Origin of the sequence: Chryseobacterium phosphatilyticum (genome assembly GCF_002899825.2) — a bacterium.
In the GTDB taxonomy this organism is placed as follows: Bacteria; Bacteroidota; Bacteroidia; order Flavobacteriales; family Weeksellaceae; genus Chryseobacterium; species Chryseobacterium phosphatilyticum.
On the sequence record NZ_PPED02000001.1, the window covers coordinates 167,205 to 193,044 of the forward strand.

Genomic DNA, 25,840 nt, shown 5'->3' on the forward strand with positions numbered 1-25,840 from the left:
ATTATGTTCTACCCGATAATATCAAGTTCTTTCTGTATATTTGATCTATTGAAAACTTTTTGATTAATAGTTTATAGTAAACCTTTTATCATCATGAAAATTAAATATGTTTTCTATTGATTATCATGACATAGTCGTATATTTACTGTAAATTTTTTACTTTATAACTGGCTTACCTCATGAAAAAGCTTCTGATACTTTTAGCTATTATTCTCTCTTTTACCATTCAATCCCAGCAAAGAAATGATTCCCTGAATGTCACTCTTCAAAACATAACCAAAGACACTAAATTTGGCCTTGCATTGAGTGGTGGCGGCGCAAAAGGCTTTGCCCATATCGGTATTCTGAAAATGATTGATTCTCTGGGGATTAAGGTCGATTATATCACAGGAACAAGTATGGGAGGGATTCTGGGAGGTTTATATGCCATGGGTTATAATGCCGATCAGTTGAAAAAAACCGTTTATAAAGTAGACTGGAACAGAATTCTCAGCAATAAAATTCCTTACAATAAAGTCAATATCAGTGAAAAGGATGAATATGACAAATATATCCTTGAATTTCCGGTTGTTAAAGGGATTCCCACTCTTCCAAGTTCCTATATTGAAGGGCAATATATGGGAGAGGTTTTGAATACGCTTACCTTTAATGCCAAGCATATCAATGATTTTAGTCAATTACGCATTCCTGTAGAACTTACATCTTCTGATATTGAAAATGGGGGATTAATCATGCAGAAAAAAGGATCCTTGCCCTTGGCTATCCGCGCTACGTTAGCAATACCAGCTGCTTTTGCTCCCGTTTATATTGATGGAAAGCTTTTGGTAGATGGTGGACTTGATCGGAATTTTCCGGCTAATGAGGTACATCAGATGGGAGCTGATTTTGTTATAGGAGGGTATACAGGATTCAGGCTTTTTACTAAAAAAGAAATGGAGAATCCGATGAAAATGATTTATCAGACCCATGCCATTCGCTCTGTGGAAGATTTTAAGCATCAGAAGGCTTTGTCCAATATCTTAGTTGACTTTGTAAACCCTCTTGGAGATATCACGACGAAAGATTTTGCCAAGTACAGAAGAATTATCAAAATTGGAGAACAGGAAGCTAAAAAGCACCTGCCTGAATTTGTAGCATTGGCAGAAGCCCAACGAAAATTAGGGATTACCTATGAGCATAAGATGATTGAGGAGGTAAAGCTTCCTACTACCAGGTTTACCTTTAATGAAGAAGATGGTACTCCCATTAAAGATGCTGCCGAAATTGAGGTTATAAAGAGTCAAATGAACCTGACAGAAGGAAGATATTATGATGTAAAAACGGTTAATGCCGCAATCGACAGGGTATTTGGTATGCGCCAGTATGAAAAGGTGTATTATACCTACACCAATGTTAATGACGGTCTGGTGATGAATATCTTTGTAAAAAGAGCAAAAAAAGGAGCTTTTAAGCTTGCCCTTCACTATGACAATGAGCAATCAGTGGGAATTATTGTCAATTATACATACAGAAATATTTTGTTAAACAGATCAAGATTTCTGGCTACGGTTGATATTTCAGAACGTTTCAAAGCCAGAGTTGCTTACCAGCAGTTTCTGGGAACCAATGACCGATGGTGGTTTGATGTTGAGGCGAAAATGATTCACCTTAAGAGTAATGACTTAACCTTTAGATTGAATACTTTTGATGATGAAAATGGTAGTACAAGGTTTCCTAACCACATTTATAGAAATATTACCGGGAAAATAGGATTGAATTATAATATCTCCCCCAATGCTTTTTTTTCTGTAGGTACAGAATTTAATGTCGAAAGGATGTATACCTTACTGGATAAAATTGATCAGGCCAAAACGGATAGTTATAACAGAAAATTATACAATCACAGTAATTTTAATACATTTTTAAAATTTGAGCAGAATAATTTCAATAAGAAATATTATTTTACAAAAGGAAACCACCTTCAGGTAAATGCCCGCTTTTATTATGGTGACAGTTATAAATTATATGATTTAGATCGTGTGCAGCCTCTGTTGTATTCTATATTAAATCCTGAACAAGGTTATTATTTTAAACCCAGAAATCTGGTTTCTTTTACACTGAATGAGAATTTTGCTTATCCTATTACCAGGAGGCTTGCTGCCAAGGTAAATCTTTTTCTTGGAGCCAGTTTTGGCTCTGTGAAGGAAGATAAAATACCTTATCTTTTTCTGAATGAAAAATACAATATAGGAGGTAGTGAGTATAATAATGAGCTGATGAACCCGGAATTTAACGGACTTCGCCAGAAAGAATTGCCAACGAATTCCATTGCTAAAATGGGAGTGTCGTTGCAATATAGAGTAATGAAGAGATTATATATAGCTCCTTCATTCACTTACGGAAAGATCAGTGACGAATTTTCTCCTTTTACCGATAGCTTTAATATGTTTGGGTATGGAGTTAATCTTGGGTATGAGTCACTTATAGGTCCTATTAATATTAATGTTTCGAGAAATAATCAACTTGATTTTTCGAGAATATACTTCAGTGTAGGATTTAAGTTCTAATGAAATACGGACGTTTGAAACTGGAAGAGGGAAGAATGTGATGGGTATGCCCGGATTTTATACAGGGGGCTGAGTTCCAGCCTTCTTTTTCCAGCTTCTTGTCCTCAAGCCATTATTTCCTTGGAATTTCCGGACGCGGCATTTTATAATAACTTCCTGACATACTCTTTAGAAAAGAGACAATAGCATCTATTTCCTGATCATTAAGGTTCAATGGCTTCATCAGGTGATCAGTGACCGGAAAGTTAGGATCTGCTTTCTTTTCTTCCGGACTAGGATTAATCATCTGCATACCGCTGTTATATAAATTAACAATCCCATGCATGTCATCCATCAGCCCGTTGTGCATCCATGGAGCGGTATAATTAAGGTCTCTTAAAGAAGGCGTTTTAAATTTTCCGACATCCTTAGAGTCTTTCGTTATATGGTACAGTCCAAGATCTTCATATTCACGTTGATAGTAGGTGAGGCCTATGTTGTGAAAAGATTCGTCGGTCAGATATTTCCCATAATGACAATTCATGCATCTTGCTTTGGTGCGAAATAAATGCATCCCATAAATTTCTGTGTCACTCATTGCCTTATAGTCTCCTTTGATAAATTTATCCAGCTTGCCTGGCTGGCTGGTGATCGTTCTCTGGAAGGTGGCCAGTGCATTGGCGATCTTCTCAAATGTAATTTTATCCGTATGATAAACCTCCTGAAAAAGCTGTTTGTATTCCTTGATCTTTGAGAGTTTTCCAGCTAGTTTTTCCGGCTTCATATTCATTTCATTATGAGCTGAAATAGGGCCTATCAATTGTTCTTCCAGTGTTTTAGCCCTTCCATCCCAAAAGAACGATTTTCTGTTGGCGATATTGTAAAGTGACTGAGTATTTCTTTTTCCCAACAAATGATCATTCCCCAATGCAACTTCCTGGCCATCACTCCATCCTAGTTCCGGATTATGACAGCTACTACAGGAAACCTGACTGGAAGATGACAGTTTAGGATCAAAGAACAGTTTCTTTCCAAGCATGACCTCAGGAAGTTCCTGCGTCTCATAATAATTGGAATCCCATTCTATTGCTTCAAATTCTTTCCAGTTGACTTCTGCATCTATAGAAGGTTTTGGCCAGTATTTAATAGGTTTCTTATACTGTTCTACTACTTCTCCATAGTCTGTACTGTACTTCCGCAGAGTATGTTGCATAAAGAATAGAGCAACGATTCCCAATAACACTATTAATTTTATATCTGAAGATTTCATATTATTTTTTTAAACTTAAAAAATGCCTCCTATTGTTGCTGCCAATGACATATTTTTACCATTATTAAAATTACTGTACAGCATTTTACCTCCTACATAGGCATTCTTTATCACAGGAAAGTTGAAATGAAAATTAATATCAACCTTTGCCTGCCAAAAGTCTGAAGACTGGTAATTATAATTGTCCTGCAACATCTTATTGATAGAGGGGGTTCCCGAATTATTAAAAACTGCACCTTTCTTATATACATCTGTCACTGAAACACCGAGTGAGAGTGAAAGAGCAAGATTGCTGTCAAAAGTTTTTAGCCATTGATAGTCTGCACCATATATAAGCTTATTGAGTTCAATACCTGAAACCGGATTATGGTATTTTTCATTCTCCTTGGTGATACCCACAAACGGAAGTAGGGAAGACTTTCTGTTGTTATTTTCTAGCTGAATAAGTCCTTTGAAAACTGCAGCGGTAAGCTGGTGATTGTATCTTTCTGCAGATCCGATCCGGATATAATTCCTGGAATTATCATTTAAGAAAAGGTTCTCTGTTCCTTTTCTTTCAATATGGCTTGCATCAAGAAAAAGTCCCCACGATAATTTATTTGCGGTAAAAAACTTTCCTGATGAAAAAGTGAATTGTTGTTCGTTGATCCTGGAGGCATTAAGGTCAGTGTACTCTGTAAGAAGTTTGTCCAGAGTAAATTTTTTCATCCCTAGGTTAAGGTACCAGTTTCTGTTTTCAGCTTCAAATAACTGCAAGCCACCTCCGTAAGACCAGCCTTCATAATACGCTTGCCTGAGTTTTCCGGAAAGCAATTCATTATAATTACCCAATCCGGTCATATTGTATATCATTGGGAATCCCTGATTGCTGACAAAGCTCAGATAGTGTTTTTGAGTATATTTTTCAGCATCCACATACGCTCCGATTTTAATTTTTTGGAATATAGAGGTATTGGCTCCCAATGCCAAAGAAAAACTGGCTGTTGTATTCTTGGGTCTCGGATCTACATCACGATAACTTAGGGAAGCTTTGTAGCTTCCGGTAATACCAATAGTGAAAGAGTTTAAAGCTCTGGAGTATCCTCCTGAAAAGATATAATCTTCAAATTTCATATCACCTCCAACACTGTCAGCAGCGAGGTAAGGGTAAATGATATCATAATCTGCATTTTCATTCCACATGACCTGTTTTTTCTTACCCTGACTGTAGATTGCATTTCCCCAGACAACCGTTTTAGGATCCAAAATTTGCAGGGTACGGGCTTCCGCACCCCACAAATTACTTCCTTTTCCTTTTTGTTGTACTTCATTAGGCGTATCATCATTTTTTGAAAACAAATTGAAAGTCGTAATACTATACGTCCTCGCTCCCGAAGTATTGGAGGGATTTACAATTAATGTATTTTTTAATAACCTTTCGTAGCTATACTCCTCACGCACTTTTTCAATGATGGTATCGTTGATCTGACCGTGCAGATTTGTAGTCAGTAATGATGTCAATAAAGCAGAGATGGATAGGAAATATTTCATTTAGTTGAATAATGAAGGTTTTACACCATGTTCAAAATCTGCAGTGGAATTGTTGGTGTCTTTTAAAATGCTTTTGCCTTCCATTGTTTTTCCGATTACTCTTCTGCGAACAGCTTTTCCAAAACGGTTTTTATCTCCGTCAAAAGAAGTGACAGAAGTCCATCCCATATCTAAAGAAGGAGAAGTTACCAGCCATTGAAAAGAATCCTGTACACTAAGATTTACAGCATCTGTAATCCATTCATTAGGGATTTTAACAGCCGTTCCGTCCATAGGGTAGACATCCCCTCCAAAAGTAAGATTGTACGTGTAGGTGTAGGTATTCTGGCTGATCAGAGTGTTGCTGGTCATTCCTTGTGGCATACGAGCCAAAGCATAGGCATAGTATCCCTGGGTATGGATCACCATTTTTTCAAAAATATTAATCATTTTTGGGACTGAAGGATTGTCAATATCATCAGAATCTTCTTTGAAGATCTGGAAGTTTGCCTGAGAAAGATTAATCGAAGAGGGGTTAAATTCCTTATGATTAATTGCATCTTCAGCAATGATGATAGATTCTCCTGGTTTTACAGGATATGTATTTCCTGTTCCCGGAATTCTGATAATGGCTCCGGCAGAGAATGTACTTGCCATAATATTCGGAGTGTAATCCTGTTTTTCGTTGGTCATAAAACTGGATTGGATTAATAACATGCCGTCTGCATATAAAGTCTGATCTGTATTATTTGTGATTTTAAAATACTGATCTCCGAAATACATAGCTCCCTGAGGAGTTTTGGTTCCTGTAAAAAATATTTCCTCCAGAATAAGATCGCCACTTCCTGCTTTCAGAGAAATATCCATTGTTTTTGTCTGTTCGCTTCCATTGATTACCACACCAGTCTGTACTCCGCCAACTTTGCCCTCAATAAGTCCGGAGTCATCAGAATATATAATGTTTCCTTCTGCAATAATATGATAGGTTCCTGTAGGAAGAGTTGTTTTCAGGGAATTGGTGTTGGTAAGTTCCTGAGTGGTTGTAAATCCTGTATTTAATTCTTTAAAGCTTATTTTAAGATGTTTATATTCTTTCACCTGAATGTTTTCAGGAACTAACTTCAGTTCTAGTTTTAAGGTGGTTTGTGCCTGTGATTCCGGAGCGTCGGAATCTGATGAACATGCTGTAAGGCTGACGACAGCACACAATACTAATAGTGTTCTAAATAATTGTTTTAACATAATGTATTAAATTGAAATTGTTATAAATTGAAATTGATTTCCATCCCGAAATAAGGATCGTAGGCCCCCTTTCTGTTGATGGTAAAACCATGGACGGTATAAGGTGCATAATAACTGAAAAGCCTGTTGGCAAACATTGAAACGACAACTGCTTTATTTCTGAAGCTTTTGGTAACCTTAAGGTTAAGATTCATCTCCATTGGTCTTCTGGAGGCATTATAGACGTCATTATTCTGAGCAATGATTAATCTTTCAAGCAAGGTTCCATGCGCAGTTTCAGCGTTAAAAGGGAAGATGTTACCATTCTGATCTACATAGTGGCTGGGAACTCCGTTCATAGGGTTCAGTTTTCTCATCGAATACCAGGAAAACTGAAATGAGGAAGAGAATATAAGATCCAGTTTAGGAATATAGGTATCCAGCATTAAGTTGGTATTCAGAACTTCATTCACTGAATTGGGTTCCATTCCTTCATACAATCCCAGATAAGGATAAGGTTTTCCGTTAATCAACAGATCACGTCCTCTATACACGGGAAGGGTATTACCATATCTGGTTTTGAACCATGCCCCGTTTAAGGTGAACCGCGTATTTATTTTTGGAATCCTGTTCGATGAATATTGAAACTCTATCCCTTCTTTATCTATTTTGCTTCCATTACGCTGAGTAGAATAGGTGAAGTTTTCATTACTATTTTGATAGGGAAGTGTATTGATATCCGGAGGAGATGTTATGGTATTATGATCAAGCCCCGATGTATTGTATTTTTTATACTGATATACTGCATACTCGTTCATGGAGCGGAAAGCATTGTGCATATTTTCCTTAAAAACAGTAACCGATAATTGATGTAATCCCAGGCTGAAATCGAGTCTTGCTTCAAATTTTTCATTGATAGCAGGTTCTATTTCCGCATTCTGGGGATTGTAAATCATTGTTTTATAATTGACTCTTCTATAGTTCGGATTATTGTGAAAATAATTCAGTTGTTGAACATCTTTGTAAATCAGTTCGGGATACAGAAGGTTGAGGTCGGGAAATAAGCTTTGTTTACCATAGCCCAGAGTCAGTGCTAATTGTGCTTTTTGATTAATAAGAGTAAATGAGGGAAGATTCCATTGTAGGTTCACTCTTGGATCTGCATATATCTTTCCGTGCATTCTGAAGTGGGAAGGAAGATTCAACATAGAATTTCCTCGTATCCCAAGGGCTACAATGAATGAGTGCTTTCCTATGTTTGCAGAACTAATTGATTCCAGAAATAATGCAGAAGTGCTGTATGCCGGAATATCACGGTAAGGACGTGGTCTGAAAGTAGACTTTGGGTCAATGGGTTTATATACATCAAATAACTGGCCCTGTCCCCAGTTTTTGCTCAGCTGCCAGTCAAATCCTGTATTGATTTCCGTTTTGATAGATTTAATATCCAACTGAAAAGTATTGATCATTTTAACAAATAGATCCAGAGGTTTGCCATCTACCTTGTAATCGGAAACATAGCGGGCTTCCGGATAATAGCCATCATACTCACCCTCGGTTCTGGACAACGGAAAAGCTGTGGCATTCTCCAATTGAATGAACTTGGTTTGTTTTATTTTATCGAATCGTTGATTGATGGTAGCCTGAACTTCTGTTGATCTGTAAAATGAGGGTTCGTTTTCAGTATAGGTAAATAGATTTGAAAGACTTAAAAGGTGATTATTCACTTCATAAGAATTGAGTTCTGATAAGTCTATATCAGGATCAGATTTTGATCCGTCCAGGGAACCGGTATAACTAAGATTTGTCTGCCATCTGGAATTTCCGTGATGATGTTTCTTTTCTTTTGCCAGGGCAAAATTAGCTGTAATTCTCTTGTAATTTTCAAGTCGGTCCCTCGGATCTGATTTTGCGTTTAAATAATCAACTCCAACATTGATTTTCAAATCTTTTTCTATATTTTCAAAACCTTTGTTTACGGCAAAAAGTTTACTATAACCATCTGCTTTAAATCGTGCTTTCCATTGAGTATATCCTGATTTATTGGTAATCTTTACAATTCCGGAAGTGAGATTTCCATATCGTACAGAAGGTATTCCACGAACGATTTCAACTTTTTCGATCTGGTCGGTGGAAATGCTTCGCATATCTACACCACTTGTGATATTCAATCTTCTTTTTAATCCATTATTGGTTTTCTCTGAAAAATCATAGGTGTACTGAAGATTAGCCCCTGAGTTGATGGGAGCGCCATCCACCAGAAACGTAGTACCCATAGCAGAAGTATTATAATCGTTTCCGGGATTTCCTGTCTCCCGAAGGCCAATTTTATTAACCTGATTCATCACAGGATCTCCTGACCTGCCTCCCGGAATCAACTCCAGAAGATCGGTGAAACTGGAAGGTTGTAAGTGCTGCATCGCCCTTTGATTGATCACTGATGAGGATGTGAGCCCTTTGCTTTCTTTAGCTGTAATGACCACTTCCTCAATTGTGGTTATTTGATCAGCAAGTGAAAATTTGAATGTTTCAGGTTGGGTAATCTGTATTTTACCGGAATACCGGACACTATTGTTTTTACGGATTTCTATACTATACTCTCCCGGAATGAGAGAAACAGTTGCCAAACCTTTCTCATTTGATCGAATAGAATATTTCTTTGAACGGGACGTAAGGAGTATTTCAGAACCTTTAGCAGGGTCAGAATGAGAATTGTTCACTTCAACAAAGATGGTCACCGGTCTTTCCTGCGACTTAACTGTTATGAGTGTGATAAAGAAAAAGAAAAAAATATAAAACTGGGATTTGGAGGGAAGGTGTGGGGCATTGTCTACCATCTGGCATTATTCTTTCGGCAAAATTAAGAGCCTCGGGATGAGTTTTCTAATTTTATTTAGAATAATTTAAAATAATTGACAAAAATCATTTCAAAAGAAATTTATCAACAGGGAAATATCAGATGTAAAAAAGAAGGATTTATTAATGTAATGTATTGTATTACATTTTGTTATATAATTTGCTGTGATGGTCGTGTGCTGATTATTTCTAATTTTATTTTTTAGAGTTATTTTTTCTTACGAAAGAATAACTGATTTTTGAATCAACTAAAAAGCACCCCATTGCTGGGGCGCCCAAAATTAACTTGAAATGATTTATATGAAGATGGATTATGCCCTAAAGCTTTACTTTCTTATTTATTGTTTTACCATTAGCCAGCGTTATCTGAACGATATAGACTCCGGCATCTAAACTTCCTGACTCAAATTGCGTCTTATTCACTTCCTGCTGATGTACTAAAGCCCCCGAAATACTATAAATACTAATATTTTTAATGGAATCATTGGTTCTGGCTTTGATTTGGCGATTTTGCGTAAAGATATCGGTGCTGCTTTGTAGTGACTGACCCCCAACGGCCTTATTGAACTGCAGATTATAAAAAGGGGTTACCACCTCGAAAGTGTACGTTTGAGTGTCTAGCGTTTTCAGATCAATACCTCCTGTTTCCAGATATTTTTCTTTTGAAATACTGGTAATTAAATTTTTATTCTGATCAAAAACATTCACTGCAGAAAGTTCATCCTGATCAATTTTTAATTGTAAAATGTGATTAATTTCTGACTGTACGATTTCATTTTCAGCAATTGTAGCAGGTGTATTTTTGATATACGGAATCATTTTATTTTCATTGTTGTCCGTTACTTTGAGTAGATAAACACCATCTTTTAAAGCAGATAAATTTTGGTCTGCAATAGATTTTCCAACTGCTTTCTCTTTATTGAAATCTGTAATTTCCATCAATTGCATACTTCCAAGATCCGGTTTTATCTGGGAAGAAGATAATGGGTTAACATCTGATGATTTATTGTCTGACTGCTTACCAAAGATTGAACCTGCAATCGCCCATTGATTGAGAAGCCCACCGCTTCTTAACGTATTGAACTTTGCATTAGATGCCAGGGTGAAAGGGACAATTCCTCCTACATGGCCTAATGGTCCCCAATAAAAAGACTCCAGTTTATATTTATTTAAATCCCACCAAGGATAGTAGCCTCGTTGTACATCAATGGTCTTTGATGTGTTTTCAGGTGGGATAGCCAGATCAATGCTGGAGTGCCCCAATGTCATAGGAGTTTTATTATACCAATTGTATACATCTTTAGGCTTAAGGCATTGTCTGAATACATGATTCGGGTTGCTGGTCACTTCACTGATGAAATTATTGGTAAAAAGTTTTCTCCATATGACAGGGCCCCATAGCAGGCCTCCGTTGTCCTCAACAACATGATAGTTATACCGATCCAGATATTCCGCAGAGATAACTTCTGAAATATTGTTGGTGTAGGTCTTGTATCCGGTATTATTACAACTGTGAAGAACATTGGCTAAAAAAGCTGTAAATGGATAAATATCCTTTTCTAAAACGCCTTTTTTTAACGTAGTTTCTGACATGTCATACGGTCCGTCTCCCATATAAGCATACTTGAATTTCAGGTTATTGGGATTGGATACATTTAGCATTTTTATCGTAGACATCGCTGCATGAGCCCCCTGAGAATAACCGGCCAGAAAGTATTCATCATACCGCTTTACCCCCAGCTGGGTCAATACTTTATTGGCCGCTGTTACAAAATCAATAGTGGCTCCGGCTTCGGTTGCATAGTCAACATAGGGATGAACACCATCTCCGGTTCCCATCCCAACGTAGTCAGGAGCCATGAGAATATAACCATTGAGTACGTAAGAAAGCTCAACAACAAACCCGGCAGTTAAAGCTCCCTTAAAATTAGAAGGAACATTATTTCGGCTGTCGGTGGTACCATGATCTGATACGACAGTAGATAGTTTATAGCCTACGTTAGGAAACATAAGCAATCCGGTTGCTTTTACAAGCGTATTGTTCTCATTCTTTGTATAATAAGTTATTTTATACCCTTTTAGCCCCACATTGAAGCTATTGAGATAACTTACAAAATCCGGAGCATTTTGATCACCAAGATTATTGGCAATAAAATTGATTACTCCCTGCGGAGTTAAATCCAGTTTTTGTTCTGAACTGATAAGATCACCTGCTTGCTGTGCAAAGTAGAATGGAGCAGTAAGCCCTAATAAAAAAGTCGCTATTTTTTTCATATTGCTATTTTTTTAACGACATCAAGATAATATTTTTAATGAAAGTTGTAAAATGTTGTGACATTAATAACTATTCATCGAATACCAATTCTCAGGAAAGTGAATAAAATAAAAGAGTCTGATCAGTTGACCAGACTCTTATTATATATGTTAGCTTTACTTAAAAAGCGTTGATTCCCGTAATATCTAAACCGGTGATTAACAAATGAACATCGTGAGTCCCCTCATATGTAATTACGGACTCCAGATTGGCAGCATGTCTCATCATCGGGAATTCACCCATGATTCCCATACCTCCCAGAATTTGTCTTGACTCTCTGGCAATGTCAATAGCCATTTTTACGTTATTACGCTTAGCCATTGAAATCTGAGCAGGAGTGGCCTTGTGATCATTTTTAAGGTTTCCTAGCTGAAGACATAATAACTGAGCTTTTGTAATTTCTGTTAAAAATTCAGCCAGTTTTTTTTGTTGAAGCTGGTAGGATCCGATTGGTTTTCCAAATTGTTTTCTTTCTTTGGAATACTGAACGGCAGTACAGTAACAATCAATAGCTGCACCGATTACGCCCCAGGAGATTCCGTATCTTGCAGAATTTAGACAAGATAAAGGTCCTTTTAATCCTGTTACTCCGGGAAGCAGGTTTTCTTTAGGAACTTTTACATCATTGAATACAAGCTCTCCTGTTTTAGAAGCTCTCAAGCTCCATTTATTGTGAGTCTCCGGAGTGGTAAAGCCTTCCATACCTCTTTCAACGATTAATCCCTGTATCTTTCCTTCCTCATTCTTTGCCCACACTACAGCAATATCACAAAGAGGAGAGTTGGTGATCCACATTTTAGCCCCATTCAAAAGATAATGGTCTCCCATATCTTTAAAATACGTTTCCATTGAACTTGGATCAGAACCATGATTAGGCTCAGTCAATCCAAAAGATCCAATCATTTCTCCTGCAGCAAGCTTGGGAAGATATTTCTTTTTCTGCTCTTCAGAACCGAATTCATTGATGGGAAACATAACTAAAGAGCTTTGTACTGAAGCAGCAGAACGTACTGCAGAGTCTCCTCTTTCCAACTCCTGCATAATCAGACCATAAGAAATCTGATCTAATCCTGAACCTCCATATTCAACAGGGATATAAGGACCCAGCGCCCCAATTTTACCCAATTCTCTCATAAGACCGGGAAGATCTGTATGATTTTGGGCGGCCTGATCAATCTGCGGCATTACAAAACTTTCAACCCAGTCTCTTACAGATTGGCGGATCAGTTTGTGTTCTTCAGTAAGTAAAGCATCAATTCCGTAATAATCAGGGATGCTTGTAAGAGGATAATATGACATGATTTTTTGATTTTGTTAAAAATAACATTTTTCGTGGTGTTCTGAAAATTTTTTTGAAAACTTATATTGATGCTGGTTTTCAGTTATATAACGGGTTTTTAACTCTTTTTAGTACCCAACCCTGTGTTTTTAAATCTCCTCATCATTGGATATAGGATACTGATGAATAGCGTTGTGAACTTTGCTTTTGAATTTATATAAGTATGGAGCTTTGTTGGCTGATCCGTCATAGAGTTTTTCCAGCCTGTCCAGAATATTTAAACTTAAAATTTTTCGCTGGAAGTTGTTTCTTCTGAATTTCTGACCTAAAATAGTCTCATACAATAACTGAAGATCCTTCATCGTAAACTTCTCAGGAAGCAAATTACTGGCTGCTACTTCGGTATTGATATTCATCCTTAAGTATTCCAGACCGGTTTCTATAACTCTGTCATGATCAAAAGCCATTTTGGGCAATTTGTTAACTTCAAACCATTCGCAGCTTTCATTGAATGCATCCGGAAAAGTATTGGCCATGGAAAAGTCAATTAGGCTGCAATATCCTACAGTAATGAATCTTTGAAAAATCCAGTGATCTTCAGGAACTTCTATTCCTTTGTTTTTGAGAAGAATCTGATGTACATTGTTTTCGGTACGATCTATTCTTCCAAAGGTATGGAACTGCTTTAAAAATAAACCCTTAAGTTGTGTTCTTTCGTATAAAACTCTTTCTGCGGCTTCCCGAAGATCCTCATCATTGAAAACAAAACCACCCGGAAGTGACCACAGATCCAGATCATGATACTTTAAAAGTAATACTTTTAAAATATTATTATGAAACCCGAATATGGTACAGTCTACTGATATATGAGCAACAAAGTCTTTGGTTTCTATCAGTTCCCGAAGTGTTTCTTTGCTTTTTGTGTCTTTGATTTTCATGGTTGTAAAAATAAAACTATTTTCTATATTTTCTTTTTCGTGATGCTAAAATATATCAAACTAATCACAAAAAGAAGAATTACAGATGTTAAAATATATAAAGGATAAAAACTTAATAGTTGCTTTCCAAATAATACAGACATGATAATAGAACTCACAGAGCTTCCTAATGATGAAAAAATCACGATAAGCGAAGTGAACAGATTAACCTTATCTTTACCAATCTGTGAAATCATTTTGGAATTGATAACCGGGTAGAGTGGTGATAAAAAAAGACCTACGATGGGAAACAAAAAGAGAATTGACTTTGAACTTTCTGAGTCAAAATACTGGATTCCTACAATGGTAATCAATACGATCAGAATGAAAAGCATACATGAAATATAGTAACCCTGCAATGGAAATTTACGGATAATATTGGCAGTGACAGTTCTTCCTGCATAAGAGAATATGGCCAGAAAGGAGGTTGCCTGAAGGGCAAAGAACGAATTGACCTTCAGATGGTTTTTATAAAAAGATGGTAACCAGGAATTAAACCCTTGCTCTACGAAAACAATACAAAAGATTACTGCCAGAAATAATATCACTGAAGGAGTCGTAAAACCGGATAATTCAGAAAGTATATTTTTATTTTCCAACGGCTTAGATTCAGATATCTCCGTTTTTGATAAGAGGAGTATGGTGACTGCTGACAAGACAGCAATCATTAAAAATCCAAATTTCCAGAACTCCGAATACTGACTGGATATGAGCCAGCCAAATCCGGTATTGACTACAAAAATTCCGATCATAAACGAAGCTTCAACGCTACTCATCGTTTTGGCCAGTGACTTTTCATCTGAAATATTATTCCTGATCATCCCAAAAACACAAATTTTTCCGATCGCAAAACATGCTCCTATAATTGCAAACCAGACTTTATAAAACCAGAAATGCGCTATAAATGGAAGCAAACAACAACAAAGACCGACAATAGCCAGTGCCAGGATTAAAGCTTTCTTGGCTCCGGTTTTATTGATAAAACTTACTGCGAAAAAAGAGATAAAAGCAATAGGTAAATCTTTGAATGATTCTAGTAATCCCAGCTCGCTATAGGTTACTTGAGCCTCAGAAAGCTGTAAAATAATAAGCCCCATGCAATTTAAAACCATTGAAAAAATAAGAAAAGTAAGTTTAAGGGGAAGAGAAATACGGGAAAGCTTGGTTGTCATTTTGGGGATTAACTTTTTAGGATTTTTCTAACTTTTTAAGAAATATTAGCGCTAAGATAGGGCTTCTAACCCTTAAAAATAAAAGAAAAATTAAAATATTTGTGAATGTAATGTTAATTATATGAAAAAAAATATATTTTTATTGTCTCAATTTGAGAATTAAACAATAACTGTATATGAATGTAAGAATATCAAGAAGCTTAGGGTTGGTGGCTGTCCTCTATTTTACGGCCAACTTCAGTGCCCAGACCAAGGTAAAGGACACGCTTTCTAAAGAGAATAAAATAGACGAGATCATAGTGATCGGATATGGTACGCAGAAGAAGAGTAATGTAACCGGAGCTATTGCAAGTATTAAAGCCAGTGATATCGAAAACATCCCTGCAGGTAAACCGGAACAGGTATTGCAGGGGAGGGCTGCTGGTGTTTCTGTAGTGACGAACTCTGGACAACCCGGAGCTCCGGCAACTGTACGCGTAAGAGGGATTACCAGTTTCGGAGCGGGGAGTAACAGTCCTTTATGGGTAGTAGATGGTATTGTTGTTGATAATATAGGATGGCTCAACCAATCAGATATTGAAAGTATCGAAGTCCTGAAGGATGGAGCCTCATCGGCTATCTACGGAGTTTCGGCTGCTAAAGGAGTAATTCTTGTCACTACAAAAAAAGGGAAAAAAGGAAAATTAAGTCTTTCTTATAATGGTTTTTTTGGAGTGTCAAACACTGCTAAAAAACTGGATCTGCTGAATGCCAGTCAATATGCACAAATCATTAATGAAGGTCTTGTAAATGACGGTGGCGCACCAAGATTTACCAATCCCGAATCTCTTGGACAAGGAACCAACTGGCAGGATACTATTTTCGGAACCGGTGAAAAGTCCTCTCATGAGGTAAGTATCACAGGAGGGAATGAAAAATCAAGTTACTATACATCTTTTGGATACTTTGATCAGAAAGGTATTGTAATGAGTGATATTTCGTATTACAAAAGAATCAATGCCAGATTTAACTCCAGTCATAAAATAACGGATTATTTAACCATAGGACAAACTTTCGCATACACTCATACCAAATCTCAGGGGGTAAGTGCCAACGAAGAATTCGGAGGGCCTTTAGCTTCAGCAGTTAACCTGGATCCTACAACCCCGGTCGTGGTGACAGACTGGTCTGCAGTAGATCCGAGTGGCTATACGAATCCTTATATCATTCGTGATCCTAATGGCAATCCTTACGGGATTTCAAGGTATGTAAACAATGAAATGACGAATCCAAGAGCTTTCCGTACTATTCAACAGGGAAACTATAGTTGGTCTGATGATTTTGTAGGAAATGTTTTTGCAGAACTTAAATTTCTTAAAAACTTTACTTTTAAATCCAGTTTAAACGGGAAGAAATCATACTGGGGTAGCCGTACTTTTACTCCGAAATATTATTTGAGTCCAAATTATAATAACACAAGCTTTAACAGTTTGAATAAGGTGGATGAAAATAAATTCGAGTGGAGTATGGAAAATACTTTGACTTACCAGAATAAATTTGGAGATCACAACATCAGTATATTGGTGGGACAGGGGGTTTATCGTTATAACATTGCAGGAGGTGCAAGTCTCACTTATACAAATCTGCCTGTTGAGCGATGGCAGGATGCTTCTTTCAACTTTACCATTCCTCAGGATGACATTACTGCAACGGGATGGGACGGGATCCAGACCCGTAAGGCATCTTATTTTGGTAGAATTATTTATGATTATGCCGATAAGTATTTGTTTACGGGGACCATTCGTAGAGATGGTTCGTCAAAGTTTGCGACCAATAAGCATTGGGGAACATTCCCATCTTTATCTTTAGGATGGAATGTGCATAAAGAAAATTTCTGGCCGGAAAATAAAGTTATTAATAATTTGAAATTGAGAGGAGGTTATGGGGTTCTAGGAAATGATGAAATGGATAATTTCAGATTTGCAAGTTTCATGGTTTCAGGAAGTAACTATACCAATTCAGGAAATAATATCATTATCGGATATGCGCCGAGCACACTGGAAAATCCAAACCTTAAATGGGAACAGACGAGCCAACTGAATATTGCAGCAGATTTAAAACTATTTACCAATTTTACGTTAACGGCAGATTGGTACAAAAAGAAAACTGTAGATATTCTTAGAAAAGTTAATATTCCAGGCTATGTAGGGGTGCCTGAATTACCTTGGGCTAATGTGGGGGATATGGAAAATACTGGTTTCGAGCTTGAATTAGGGTATAAAAAGAATTGGGAAGACTTCGGAATATCTATTAACGGAAATTTTGCGACCATCAAAAACAAAGTTCTCAGACTGGAGGATGATATTGATTATTTCAACCTTGCTTCTTTCCAGACGATGGGAGCTGTATCAAGAGTAGCTGTAGGACAGCCTTACGGGTCTTTCTATGGGCAAACATACAGCGGTGTATTCCAAAACCAGGCACAAATCGATGCGTATGTCAATTCCAACGGAACAAAATTATTACCGAACGCAAAGCCGGGAGACTTTATCTGGCAGGATAATAACGGAGACGGTAAGATTGATGAGGAAGATAAAGTAAATTTAGGGAGTTCTATTCCAAAATATACTTTTGGACTTACCATCAATTTAAATTATAAAAACTTTGATTTTATGATGTTTGCCCAGGGGCAGGCTGGTAATAAGATTTTTCAGGGGTTGAGAAGATTGGATTTGCCTGATGCCAATTATCAGACAAAGATTTTAGATCGGTGGACAGGAGAAGGTTCTACTAATGATAACCCAAGAATTACCAGAAATGACCCTAACCATAATTATTCATGGATGTCTAGCTACTATCTTCAGAAAGGAGATTATGTGCGGTTGAAAATTATTCAGTTAGGATATACATTGCCTCATGAGGTAACGAGTCGTTTCGGAATGAATAAAGTAAGACTTTTTATAACCGGAGAAAACGTATTTACCTTCACGAAATATACAGGTTATGACCCTGAAATTGCCGGACGAAATAATTCGGAACAAGATATCATCGGCGTCGACAGAGCTTATTATCCACAAGCCAGAACGTTCATGATAGGGGCTAATATTCAATTTTAATACGTAATAACATGAAAAATAAGAATTTTTTATATAAAGGATTGGCCATTACAGTGTTAACAGGTCTAAGTTTTAGTAATATAGGTTGTAGTGATTCCTATCTGGATGATGTGCAAAATTCGGGGGCTTTTAATACTGATTTGTATTTTCAGAACGAACAGCAGTCTTTTAGTGCGTTGGTTTCCGTATATGATGTTTTGAGAAAATATTCCGGAGGATTCGAGAATACTGTCACTTTTTTTAATGCCGGATCTGATGATTTTTATTCTGGAGGCGGAAGCTCCAGTGACGGGGCTGGTATTCAGGGGCTGAATAATTATATGATTAATCCCAATACCATGCCTGCAAGCTACTGGAAGGATTTTTATCAGGGGGTAGCCCGTGCAAATCTTTTAATTGAAAGGGTTCCGGGTGCTTCTATGAGTGATGATCTTAAAAAAAGATACATTGCGGAGGCAAAGGTTCTCCGTTCTTTATACTATTTTGAGCTTGTCAGAATGTTTGGAAATATTCCTATAATTCTTAAAACGCTGAAATTCAATGATGACTACTGGCACATTCCACAAGCTAAGCCGGGCGATGTGTACGCACAGATAGAAAGTGATATCAATGCTGCTATTCCGGATTTGATGATGACGGCAAGTGGGAATGACAAAGGAAGAATTACACAAGGAACAGCAAGAGCCATATTGGGGAAAATTTATTTGTATGATAAGAAAATGCCGGAAGCAGCTGCGCAATTTGCAGAAGTGAATGGTACTCCGGGAGGCACCAGTCAATATGGATATAAATTGGTAGCCAACTACGCTGATTTGTTTAAAGTAGGCCCGGAAACCTCTGACCCTTATAAATTTTCAACAGAATCTATTCTTGAAGTAATGCATACCAATAAAGGAAATTCCGATTGGGGATTCTGGGGACAAGGAAAAGATGAAGGCAACTCTATCAATGTAATGGTATGCCCGCGTTCTTATTCCTTGAAAAATATTCCGAATAATGATGCCCCGGATATCTTTTCAGGATGGGCTTTCAACACGGTGACTGATGACTACGTTACTTTCATGCAGGGAGATCCAAGGTTAGATGTAACTGTTTTCAATGCCAAAAAACTCGTGGCGGAAGGTAAAATTTCTTACAGCCCTGCATTTGCAGATACCGGTTATTTTTTAAATAAATATTTACCCACCAATGCTTTAAAAAGTTCACTTCCAGGTCCGGCAGAACTGAATTTCAGACAGAATTATGTTGCTATAAGATTAGCCGATACTTATCTGATGGAGGCTGAAGCTTTAGGAGGTGCGGGAGGTAGAGCTCAGGCATTACTGGATGCTGTGAGAGCAAGAGTAGGATTAGCATCTGTTCCTGTGTCTATTCAGGCTATTAAGGATGAAAGAAGAAGAGAGCTCGCAGGAGAAGGACATCGCTGGTTTGATTTGGTGAGATGGGGAGATGCTCCTACGAAGCTTGCGTTCAAAGGATTTAAAAGTGGCAAAAATGAAATTTTACCGATTCCGTTTAATGAATTGCCTAATACCTCTTTAAAACAAAATCCAGGCTACTAAACATGAAGTTTCACAACTTATATAGTTTCTTTAAAGGTACTGCACTGCTCTGTGGTGTAGTACTTTTTCCTTTATCGTGCACCTCTTTAGGGAAAGATAAAGGAAATGAAATTGAGTATTGGCTTACAAAGGGGGATGAGAGCGTAAAACTACAGCAACAAACTCCGATCAGATTTGTAAAAAGTTCCAATAACTATCAGAATATTGAAATTGATGCCAGTCAAAAGTTTCAATATATTGACGGTTTCGGATATACATTGACGGGGGGAAGTGTGGAAGTAATTAACCGTTTGTCTCCTTCAAAAAGAAAGGCTTTGCTTACCGAACTTTTCGGAAAAGAAAAAAATTCAATTTCAGTCAGCTATCTGAGATTAAGCATTGGAGCTTCGGATCTTGATGGCGAAGTGTTTTCCTATGATGATTTACCGGAAGGACAGACTGATGTTGAGCTTTCAAAATTCAGTCTTACCAGAGATAAAAATCTGATAACGATGCTGAAAGAAATTTCAATCATCAACCCTGATATTAAAATTATTGCTGCACCCTGGTCGCCTCCGGTCTGGATGAAAGATAACGGAAAATCGAAAGGAGGAAGTCTGAAACCTGAGTTTTACAGGGCATATGCCAATTACTTTACAAAATATATTCAGGGAATGAAAAAAGAAGGGATTAAGATTGATGCAATAACTCCTCAAAACGAACCTTTGCATCCCGGAAATAATCCGAGTTTATATATGTCGTCTGCTCAGCAGGGAGATTTTATTAAAAATCATTTAGGTCCGGTTTTTAAAACAAATGGAATCACTACAAAGATTGTCATCTACGATCACAATTGTAATAAGCCTGAATATGCCCTTGATATTTTAAAAGATCCTGAAGCCTATCAATATATAGATGGATCAGCTTTTCATCTCTATGAAGGAGAGATTTCCGCATTGACAGCGGTTCACAATGCTTTCCCGGATAAAAATCTATATTTTACCGAACAATGGACAGGTTCCAAAGGAAATTTCAACGATGATCTCAATTGGCATACTAAAAATGTTATCATCGGTTCGATGAGAAACTGGAGCAAAACTGCCCTCGAATGGAATCTTGCTAATGATCCCAAATACGGTCCCCATACAGATGGCGGCTGTACCGAATGTAAGGGAGCAATAACTGTCTCAGATAGTGAGAACTTCACAAGAAATGTCGCTTATTATATTATTGCCCATGCTTCTAAATTTGTTCCGGCGGGCTCTCAAAGAATTAGCTCTACGCAGACAAAAAATCTTTCGACGGCAGCTTTTATGACTCAATCTGGGAAAATAGTAGTCATTGTTCAGAATGAGAGTAAGGAGAATGAACATTTTAATATTAAATTTGCCGGACAATCTGCTGCTGTAACAATTTCCGGACAATCTGCAGCAACCTATATTTTTTAATCGAATACTATGAAAAGAGTTTATTTCTTATTGGCATTCTCAACATTGGGGATGAGTGTCTATGGACAGAAAACAACAGATCAGAAAGTAGCAGAGCTTTTGTCTAAAATGACATTAGAAGAAAAAGTGGGGCAAATGGTCCAATACAGCGGATTTGAATATGCCACAGGACCCCAGCATTCCAACTCGGCTGCGGTATTGGAAGAAATAAAAAAAGGAAAAGTAGGCTCAATGCTGAATGTCGCCGGAGCAGAAGAAACCCGCGCATTTCAGAAACTGGCTATACAATCCCGATTGAAGATTCCTTTATTGTTCGGGCAGGATGTTATCCATGGATATAGAACGACCTTTCCCGTTAATATTGGTCAGGCGGCAAGCTGGGATCTGGGAATGATAGAAAAATCTGAAAGAATAGCGGCTACGGAAGCATCTGCTTATGGTATTCACTGGACTTTTGCACCCATGGTGGATATTGCCAGAGATCCCAGATGGGGAAGAGTGATGGAAGGTTCCGGAGAAGATACTTTTCTTGGAACTCAAATCGGATTGGCAAGGATTAAAGGATTTCAGGGGCAAGGGCTAGGGAGCCTTAATGCAGTGATGGCCTGTGCCAAGCACTTTGCGGCATATGGTGCTGCAGTGGGCGGCAGAGATTATAATTCTGTTGATATGAGCCTCAGACAGTTGAATGAAACGTATCTTCCTCCTTTCAAAGCTGCAGCAGAAGCAGGAGTTGCAACGTTTATGAATTCTTTTAATGATATCAACGGAATTCCGGCAACGGCCAATCAATATATCCAGAGAACATTACTGAAAGGAAAATGGAATTATAAAGGTTTTGTGGTTTCAGACTGGGGAAGCATTGGCGAAATGGTTGCGCACGGCTACGCAAAAGATGGTGCTGAAGCTGCGGAAAAAGCCATACAGGGCGGAAGTGACATGGACATGGAAAGCCGTGTATACATGACTGAGCTTCCAAAGCTTGTGAAAGAAGGCAAAGTAGACGAAAAGTTAGTGGACGATGCTACAGGAAGAATTTTAACAAAGAAATTCGAAATGGGGCTTTTTGATGATCCTTACCGGTTTAGTAATGAGAAAAGACAAAAAGAACAAACGGATAACCAGGAAAACAGGAAATTCGGGAGAGAATTTGGCTCTAAAAGTATTGTTCTCCTGAAGAATAAAGGAAATATTCTCCCTCTTTCAAAAACGGTAAAGACCGTTGCCTTGATTGGTCCGTTCGGAAAAGAAACGGTGGCGAATCATGGATTTTGGTCTGTTGCTTTCAAAGATGACAGCCAAAGGATCGTTTCGCAGTTTGACGGAATTAAAAATCAACTCGATAAAAATTCAAACTTATTATATGCCAAAGGCTGTAATGTGGATGATCAGGATAAAACAATGTTTGCCGAGGCTGTAGAAACAGCTAAAAAAGCAGATGTGGTTATTATGACCCTTGGAGAAGGCCATGCCATGAGTGGTGAAGCAAAAAGCAGAAGTACGATCGGTTTCTCCGGAGTTCAGGAAGATTTATTGAAAGAAATTGCCAAAACAGGAAAACCAATCATTTTAATGATTAATGCAGGAAGACCTTTGATCTTCAATTGGGCGGCAGATCATATTCCTGCTATTGTATATACCTGGTGGCTGGGGACAGAAGCAGGAAATTCTATTGCCGATGTATTGTTCGGAACTGTGAATCCGGGAGGAAAACTTCCCATGACTTTTCCAAGAACAGAAGGGCAGATTCCTGTGTATTACAACCATTATAATACCGGCAGACCTGCAAAAAATACGACAGACAGAAATTATGTTTCAGCCTATATTGACCTTGATAACGATCCGAAATTTCCGTTTGGATTTGGTTTGAGTTATACGGAATTTACCTATTCCGATATGGTTTTAAGTTCTACAAATCTGAAAGGGAATCAGTCGTTGAACATCAGCATTACGGTTTCAAATACAGGAAAATATGATGGGGAAGAAGTGGTACAGCTTTATATCAGAGATCTTTTCGGTAAAGTTATACGACCTGTAAAGGAACTGAAAGGCTTTAAGAAAATATTCATCAAAAAAGGAGAAAGTAAAAAAGTAGAATTTACAGTGACTCCTGAAGATCTGAAGTTCTTTGATGATGCATTGAATTTTGATTGGGAAGGAGGTGAATTCGATGTTATGGTGGGAACTGATTCTCAACATGTGCAGACCAAAAGATTGAATTGGATGAAATAATTCATTTAATTGGAAAAAGATAAACTCTAATAATCATAGTCTCATATGAAAATCAAATCTAAAAATATCATTCAGCTTTGTACGGCAGCAGTATTTATGTTGATGGTAACCAACTGTACTTCAACAAAAGCTGATTCAGGCAGAAAACTGATTTGGAGTGATGAGTTTAATGGAAAAGGCCTTCCTGACTCGTCAAAGTGGAATTATGATGTTGGAGGAGATGGTTATGGAAATAATGAAGCTCAGTTTTATACCAAAAACAGACCCGAAAATGCCAGAATGGAGAAAGGAAATCTGGTGATTGAAGCCAGAAAAGAAAATTGGGAGAATAATAAATATACTTCTGCAAGGCTGCTAACCAAAGGAAAATTTTCTTTTCAATATGGAACCGTTGAGGTTCGGGCAAAGTTACCCAAAGGCCGTGGTACCTGGCCGGCGATCTGGATGATGAGTGAAAATATGAAGAAATGGCCGGATGACGGTGAGCTGGATATTATGGAACATGTGGGCTATCATCAGGGATACATCCATGCTTCGGTTCATACAAAAAAGTATAATCATATCCAGGGGACCCAGAAAACAGACACCGTTTTTGTAAAGGATGTCAGCGAAAAGTTTCATGTATACAAAGCTTCATGGACACCGGAGAAAATTGATATTTATATAGATGATCAAAAGTTTTTTACGTATGAAAACAAAGAAAAAACCAATGAATCATGGCCGTTTGACCGACCGTATTTTGTCATTTTAAATCTGGCTGTAGGAGGTTTCTGGGGTGGAAAAGAAGGAATTGACGACCATGTTTTTCCGCAAAAGTATTATATAGACTACGTAAGAGTCTATCAAAATAAATAATGAAAAAGGGGACAAGCGTGTCCAAAAATAAAAAAATCATGAGAAAACTAATTGTAAGTTGTTTTGTAGTGGGTGTTGTTTTCAATGCGAATGCACAGAATTATTGGAAAAAAAATGCAGAAAAAACAGCTAAAGTAATCCTTACCAATTCTAAGGCAAATGAGAAAATGGCGGATAAGGGCCTTGTAAAATTTGAAAAGTTTGGACAACCGAAAGAAACGGATGCCTGCATTTTTGTAGCCCCCAATTTTAAATACCAGAAGTTAATAGGAATTGGAGGTGCCATTACAGATGCATCGGCAGAAACTTTTTATAAAATGCCCAAGAACAAGCAAAAAGAAATTCTGGATGCTTATTATGGTAAAAACGGGTTGGGATATACTGTTGTGCGTACCAATATGAATTCCTGTGATTTCTCAAGTGACTCTTATACCTATGTGGAAGACAATGACACTTCTTTGAAGTCTTTTAATCTTGCTCATGATGAAAAGTATAAAATCCCAATGATTAAAGAAGCTCAGAAGGCGATTGGAAACAATTTCACTTTCTATTTTTCTCCATGGAGCCCCCCGGCCTGGATGAAATCCAATAAAAGCTTGTATAAAGGAGGAAGACTGGAGAACCAATATTATCAGACATGGGCTGATTATTATATTAAATTCATTAAAGAATACGAGAAAAGAGGAATCAATATCTGGGGATTAACCGTTCAGAATGAACCAATGGCTACCCAAAGCTGGGAGTCTTGTATTTACACTGCGGAAGAAGAGGGCGATTTCCTGAAAAACAATCTCGGACCAACCCTTTGGAAAAACGGATATAAAGATAAAAAAGTAATGATCTGGGATCATAACAGAGATTTAATTTATCAAAGAGCTACGACGACCTTAGGTGATCCTGAGACATCAAAATATGCCCACGGAATCGGATACCACTGGTATGAAACCTGGAACAATAAAACTCAGCTTTTTGACAATCTTGCTGAAACCCACAGAGCTTTCCCAGACAAATTTCTGGCTTTTACAGAAGGTTGCAAGGAACAGTTTAATATGGATAAAATCTACGACGTTAGTCTTGGTGAATTATATGGTAAAAATATGCTCAACGATTTCAACAAAGGAAATGCGATGTGGACAGACTGGAATATCCTGTTGGATGAAACAGGAGGGCCTAACCATAAAGGAAACCTATGTTTTGCCCCTATCATTGCAGACACTAAAACAGGAGAAGTCCTGTATACCTACGAATACTATTATATCGGACATGTTTCAAAATACATCAAACCGAATGCTCAGAGAATAGGAAGCTCTTCCAACAGGGCAGCCCTTACATCAAGTGCATTCATGAATGAAAACGGACAATTGGTGACCGTGATCATGAACGATTCAGACAACGATATAGAAACCAATCTTTGGATTGAAGGAATGGCTGCCAAACTGACGGCACCGGCTCATTCTATACAGACTGTAATTTTATAATTTCATATTAATATTATTTTGTACAAGAATCGGCGGCCTCGAAGAGGCCGCCGATTCGATTTATCACC

The 25,840-nt window shown here is 37.6% G+C and carries 15 protein-coding genes; 7 read left to right on the top strand and 8 right to left on the bottom strand.

Features of this window, described 5'->3' with window-relative positions:
- The first annotated feature begins 179 nt into the window (after nucleotides 1-179).
- Nucleotides 180-2,546, top strand: a complete 2,367-nt coding sequence (locus tag C1631_RS00780; protein ID WP_109709771.1) for a patatin-like phospholipase family protein — start codon at nucleotides 180-182, stop codon at nucleotides 2,544-2,546.
- A gap of 112 nt (nucleotides 2,547-2,658) precedes the next feature.
- On the opposite strand, the gene C1631_RS00785 is transcribed toward C1631_RS00780, so the two are convergent.
- From C1631_RS00785 to C1631_RS00820, 8 genes are all read right to left on the bottom strand, one after another.
- The gene (locus C1631_RS00785) at nucleotides 2,659-3,795 is read right to left on the bottom strand and encodes a cytochrome-c peroxidase (protein ID WP_109709773.1); all 1,137 of its coding nucleotides are present in this window, start codon (nucleotides 3,793-3,795) and stop codon (nucleotides 2,659-2,661) included.
- 15 nt (nucleotides 3,796-3,810) lie between these two features.
- Nucleotides 3,811-5,325, bottom strand: coding sequence for a DUF6850 family outer membrane beta-barrel protein (locus C1631_RS00790; protein WP_109709775.1), 1,515 nt, complete (start codon nucleotides 5,323-5,325; stop codon nucleotides 3,811-3,813).
- Nucleotides 5,326-6,546, bottom strand: a complete 1,221-nt coding sequence (locus tag C1631_RS00795; protein WP_109709777.1) for a DUF4876 domain-containing protein — start codon at nucleotides 6,544-6,546, stop codon at nucleotides 5,326-5,328.
- A 20-nt stretch (nucleotides 6,547-6,566) separates the two neighbouring features.
- Entirely contained in the window at nucleotides 6,567-9,362 is a 2,796-nt protein-coding gene (locus C1631_RS00800; RefSeq protein WP_109709778.1) for a TonB-dependent receptor plug domain-containing protein, read from the bottom strand.
- 337 nt (nucleotides 9,363-9,699) lie between these two features.
- Nucleotides 9,700-11,655, bottom strand: a complete 1,956-nt coding sequence (locus tag C1631_RS00805; protein ID WP_109709780.1) for a T9SS type A sorting domain-containing protein — start codon at nucleotides 11,653-11,655, stop codon at nucleotides 9,700-9,702.
- Between the two features lie 160 nt (nucleotides 11,656-11,815).
- Nucleotides 11,816-12,994 (bottom strand): acyl-CoA dehydrogenase family protein, encoded by a 1,179-nt coding sequence (locus C1631_RS00810; protein WP_109709782.1) that lies wholly within the window; start codon nucleotides 12,992-12,994, stop codon nucleotides 11,816-11,818.
- Nucleotides 12,995-13,123: 129 nt separating this feature from the next.
- A complete protein-coding gene (locus C1631_RS00815; protein WP_103248831.1) occupies nucleotides 13,124-13,912 on the bottom strand; it encodes an NUDIX hydrolase in 789 nt (262 codons plus the stop codon).
- 23 nt (nucleotides 13,913-13,935) lie between these two features.
- On the bottom strand, nucleotides 13,936-15,123 hold the full coding sequence (locus C1631_RS00820; protein ID WP_109709784.1) for an MFS transporter: 1,188 nt from the start codon (nucleotides 15,121-15,123) through the stop codon (nucleotides 13,936-13,938).
- 176 nt (nucleotides 15,124-15,299) lie between these two features.
- Here C1631_RS00820 and C1631_RS00825 point away from each other — a divergent pair, with 176 nt between their 5' ends.
- From C1631_RS00825 to C1631_RS00850, 6 genes are read left to right on the top strand one after another with little or no spacing between them, the layout of a single operon-like run.
- Entirely contained in the window at nucleotides 15,300-18,218 is a 2,919-nt protein-coding gene (locus C1631_RS00825) for a SusC/RagA family TonB-linked outer membrane protein (protein ID WP_109709786.1), read from the top strand.
- Nucleotides 18,219-18,229: 11 nt separating this feature from the next.
- Nucleotides 18,230-19,780: a RagB/SusD family nutrient uptake outer membrane protein gene (locus C1631_RS00830; RefSeq protein ID WP_109709788.1), complete on the top strand. Its 1,551-nt coding sequence runs from the start codon at nucleotides 18,230-18,232 to the stop codon at nucleotides 19,778-19,780.
- Between the two features lie 2 nt (nucleotides 19,781-19,782).
- A complete protein-coding gene (locus tag C1631_RS00835) occupies nucleotides 19,783-21,207 on the top strand; it encodes a glycoside hydrolase family 30 protein (protein WP_109709790.1) in 1,425 nt (474 codons plus the stop codon).
- A 9-nt stretch (nucleotides 21,208-21,216) separates the two neighbouring features.
- Nucleotides 21,217-23,439, top strand: a complete 2,223-nt coding sequence (locus C1631_RS00840) for a glycoside hydrolase family 3 N-terminal domain-containing protein (RefSeq protein WP_109709792.1) — start codon at nucleotides 21,217-21,219, stop codon at nucleotides 23,437-23,439.
- Between the two features lie 45 nt (nucleotides 23,440-23,484).
- A complete protein-coding gene (locus C1631_RS00845; RefSeq protein ID WP_109709793.1) occupies nucleotides 23,485-24,294 on the top strand; it encodes a glycoside hydrolase family 16 protein in 810 nt (269 codons plus the stop codon).
- A 38-nt stretch (nucleotides 24,295-24,332) separates the two neighbouring features.
- Nucleotides 24,333-25,772, top strand: a complete 1,440-nt coding sequence (locus C1631_RS00850; protein ID WP_109711401.1) for a glycoside hydrolase family 30 protein — start codon at nucleotides 24,333-24,335, stop codon at nucleotides 25,770-25,772.
- Nucleotides 25,773-25,840 lie beyond the last annotated feature (68 nt).